This is a genomic window from uncultured Nevskia sp. (assembly GCF_903885465.1).
Taxonomy (GTDB): Bacteria; Pseudomonadota; Gammaproteobacteria; order Nevskiales; family Nevskiaceae; genus Nevskia.
In genome coordinates, this window is the sequence record NZ_CAISIQ010000261.1 from 1 (window position 1) to 4172 (window position 4172).

General features: G+C 66.1%; 3 protein-coding genes. 2 read left to right on the forward strand and 1 reads right to left on the reverse strand.

Annotation, left to right across the window (positions count from 1 at the left end; translation table 11 throughout):
• Positions 1-52: 52 nt before the first annotated feature.
• Both QZY06_RS09805 and QZY06_RS09810 read left to right on the forward strand, forming a co-directional pair.
• A complete protein-coding gene (locus tag QZY06_RS09805; RefSeq protein WP_295683493.1) occupies positions 53-1150 on the forward strand; it encodes a hypothetical protein in 1098 nt (365 codons plus the stop codon).
• 122 nt (positions 1151-1272) lie between these two features.
• Positions 1273-2454, forward strand: coding sequence for an NADH:flavin oxidoreductase/NADH oxidase (locus QZY06_RS09810; RefSeq protein WP_295683496.1), 1182 nt, complete (start codon positions 1273-1275; stop codon positions 2452-2454).
• 158 nt (positions 2455-2612) lie between these two features.
• On the opposite strand, the gene QZY06_RS09815 is transcribed toward QZY06_RS09810, so the two are convergent.
• Positions 2613-4172 (reverse strand): helix-hairpin-helix domain-containing protein (locus tag QZY06_RS09815; protein WP_295683498.1); only part of this gene is annotated, 1560 nt, incomplete at its 5' end.

A 4172-nucleotide genomic window follows, 5' to 3' on the forward strand; every position in this document is an offset into this window, starting at 1 on the left:
AGATGATCGATCTCGATTCGCTGTCCCTGATCCGCTGAGCAGAGAACAAACCATGCTGACCAAGGGCGACGACTACCCGATTCACCAGACTGCCGAGCCGATTGCCTACGCCGGCACCGATCGCAATTTCTACGACCGCTACTTCTTCAACGGCTACAACCCGGACGGCAGCGTGTTCTTCGCCGCCGCACTCGGCGTCTATCCGCTGCTGAACGTCATGGACGCGGCGTTCTGCATCGTCGTCGATGGCGTGCAGCACAACCTGCATGCCTCGCGGCATCTGCGCATGGAGCGCATGGATACCCAGGTCGGGCCGATCTCGGTCGACGTGGTCGTGCCGCTGCAGCAGTTGCGCGTGCGGGTGGATTCCGCCGAGCACGGCATCCGTGCCGACATCCTGTTCAGCGGCTACGCCGAAGCACTCGAAGAGCCGCGCTACACCCGCCGCAACGGCCCGCGCATGTTCATGGATCTGACCCGGCTGACGCAGCAGGGCCATTACCGCGGCTGGATCGAGGTGCAGGGCAATCGCATCGTCGTCGACGGCATGACCGGCACCCGCGATCGGTCCTGGGGCGTGCGGCCAATCGGCATGGCCGATCCGCAGCCGATGGATCCGCCGAACTTCGCGCAGTTCCACTGGCTGTGGTCGCCGCTGCATTTCGACGATTGCTACGTGCTCTACAACCTCAATGCCGACGAGCACGGCGAGCCCTGGAACGTCGGCGCGGTGATCGGCCGCAACGGCAAGCATGTCGAACACCTGCGCAACGCCACCTCGACGCTGCGCATCTCGTCCGGCACGCGCCATGCGGATTCGGCCTCGTTCCAGTTCGTGCATCGCAATGGCGATGCGACGCGCATCGATCTGAGCGTGAAATGGCCGTTCTTCATGACCGGCCTCGGCTACTTCAATCCGGACTGGGCGCATGGCCTGAACAAGGGGCCACTGGCCGTCGGCTACGACCAGATCCGCACCGCGGACATCCGCACGCACCTGCCGCCGTACTCGCACATCCAGGCCTTCGTCAGCGCCACGATGACCGGGCCGGACGGCCAGGTCAGCCAAGGCTTCGGCGTGCTCGAACAATTGCTGATCGGGCCTTATTCCCCGCTGGGGATGACCGGGCTGCTCGATCCGATGCCTTGAGGGTTTGCCCTAGGTTCGCGTGGGGACCGATCCGGCATGAATGCTGCGGGCCAGCCTGGTGCATCTTCCACAAGTCGCTGGCCGTAGCCTGAGATCATCCCCACCCGATCCGGAGCCGTTTCATGCCGAACCTGTTCAGCCCGTACACGCTCAAGGGCGTGACCCTGCGCAACCGCATCGCCATGTCGCCGATGACCATGTACCGGTCCACCGACGGCGAGATGACCGACTTCCACATCATGCTGATGGGCTCGCGCGCCGCCGGCGGCTTCGGGCTGATCTTCCCGGAGCAGATCGCGGTGACGCCGGATGGCCGCACCAGCGTCGGCTGCGGCGGCCTCTGGAAGGACGAGCAGATCGAGGGCCTGAAACGGGTCACGACGATCATCAAGGAATTCGGCGCAGTGCCGGCGATCCAGCTCGGCCACACCGGCCGCAAGGGCTCGGAACTGAAGCCCTGGCAGGGCGGCGCGCAACTGCCGCCGGATCATCCGGACGGCTGGCCGGTGGTCGGGCCTTCGGCGATTCCCTACGGCGGCCATCGCACTTACCCGGTGCATGAGCTGAGCCGCGACGAGATCAAGGCGATCCACCGCGCCTTTGCCGATGCCGCACGCCGCGCCGCCGATGCCGGCTTCGAATGGCTGGAGCTGCACTTCGCCCACGGCTATCTCGGCGCCAGCTTCTTCTCGCCACTGGCCAATCAGCGCACCGACGAATACGGCGGCAGCGTCGCCAACCGCGCCCGCTTCCATCTCGAAGCGATCGACGCCGTGCGCAAGGTCTGGCCGGAACGCTATCCGCTGACCATGCGTCTGGGCTCGGACGATCTGCATCCGAAAGGCGTGCAGTTCGAGGACTCGATCGAAGCCGTGCGGATGATGAAGGACCACGGCCTGGACCTCGCCGATCTCAGCATCGGCTTCAACACCGACGAGATGAGCGCGCCACCGTTCGCGGACATGGCCTTCATGGTCGAGCGCGCCACGCGGCTGCGCAACGAAGTCGGCATTCCGGTTGCGGCTAGCTGGAATCTCGGCCTGCCGTCGGTTGCCGATCAGGTGATCCGCGAAGAACTGATCGACATCGCTATGCTCGGCCGCCCGGCGCTGGCCAACCCGCATTGGCCGGTCTGGGCGGCGCGCGAACTGGCGCACGAAGATCCGTTCTCGCTAGTGCCGGAAGACTGGGCCTGGTGGCTGCGCAACTTCCGCGCCCACGATTCCTGCATCGGCTGGCCCGCACCGGGGACTTCCGAGCAGACGCGGATCGCTTCGGCGAAGCAGGCGCAAGCCGCAGCCTGAGCCGAGTGTTGTTCTCCTTCCTCCGCTTGCGGGGGAAGGCCGGGATGGGGGCGATTGGCCGCAGCGCCACCGTCAGCTTGTAGGGCGGCCCGCGGCCGCCGACTCCATGCACCGAATGAGGCGCGCGGCGGGCATGGCCCGCCCTACGTGGAAGCGGGTCAGCGCTTCTTCAGCGCATCCGCCAAGGCACTACCCAGCGAACCCAGCTGAGGCGCCGCCTGCTTCTGCGAGCCGCGCTGCGGCTGCGTGCTGCGCCGATCCGGCGCCCGTTCGGCACCACGGGCGCCGGACACCGGTGCCGCCGAACCGTCGTCCTTCTTCATCGACAGCGCGATACGGCCACGCTTGACGTCGACATCGACGACCCGAACCTTAACGATCTGCCCGGCCTTGACCACCTCGTGCGGGTCCTTGACGAAGCGATCGGACAGCTGCGAGACGTGCACCAGCCCGTCCTGATGAACGCCGATGTCGACGAAGGCGCCGAAGGCCGCGACATTGGTCACCGTGCCTTCGAGGATCATCCCTGGCTTCAGGTCGACGACTTCGTTGATGCCGTCGGCGAAAGTCGCGGTCTTGAACTCGGGGCGCGGATCGCGGCCCGGCTTTTCCAGTTCGCTGATGATGTCGCGCACCGTCGGCAGGCCGAAATGCTCGCTGATGAACTGCTTGGGGTCGATCTTCTTCAAGGCTGCGCTGTCGCCCATCACTTCGCGCAGATCGCGGCCGCAGGCGCTGACGATCTGCCGCGCCACTTCGTAGGCTTCGGGATGGACTGACGAGGCATCAAGCGGCTCCTCGCCATCGCGGATGCGCAGGAAGCCGGCGCACTGCTCGAAGGTCTTCGGCCCGAGCCGTGACACGGTCAGCAGCGCCTTGCGCGACTTGAAGGCGCCGTGGCTGTCGCGATGGAAGACGATGCCTTCGGCCATCGAACGGCTGAGGCCGGAGACGCGCGCCAGCAGCGGCGCGGAAGCCGTGTTCAGATCGACACCGACCGCGTTCACCGCATCCTCGACGACGGCATCGAGCTGCTTGGCGAGCCGGAACTGATCGACATCGTGCTGATACTGGCCGACGCCGATCGACTTCGGATCGATCTTCACCAGCTCGGCCAGCGGGTCTTGCAGACGGCGGGCGATCGACACCGCGCCGCGCAGGGTGACATCCAGATTCGGGAATTCGTTGGCCGCCAGTTCGGAAGCCGAATAGACCGAAGCGCCCGCCTCGCTGACCACCACTTTCAGCGGCCGTGGCTCGGGCAGCAGCGGCAGCAGTTCGGCGACCAGCTTTTCGGTCTCGCGGCTGCCGGAGCCGTTGCCGATGGCGATCAGTTCAACGCTGTGCAGCTTGCACAGCCGGGCGATCTCGGCCTGCGCGCCGCGGGTATCGTTGCGCGGCTGGAACGGGTAGACCGTGGCGGTATCAAGCAGCTTGCCGGTGGCATCGATCACCGCGATCTTGCAGCCGGTGCGAATGCCCGGATCGAGGCCGAGCGTGGTCTTGGCGCCGGCCGGTGCGGCCAGCAGCAGCGCTTTCAGATTGCGCGCGAACACTTCGATGGCTTCGGCTTCGGCGCGGGTGCGCAGTTCGGTCATCAGATCGACCGACAGGCTCATCGACAGCTTCACCCGCCAGGTCCAGCGCGCCACCGACATCAGCCAGGCATCGGCTTCACCACCGTCGGGCTTGATGTTCTTGGACGCCGCGATCATTCG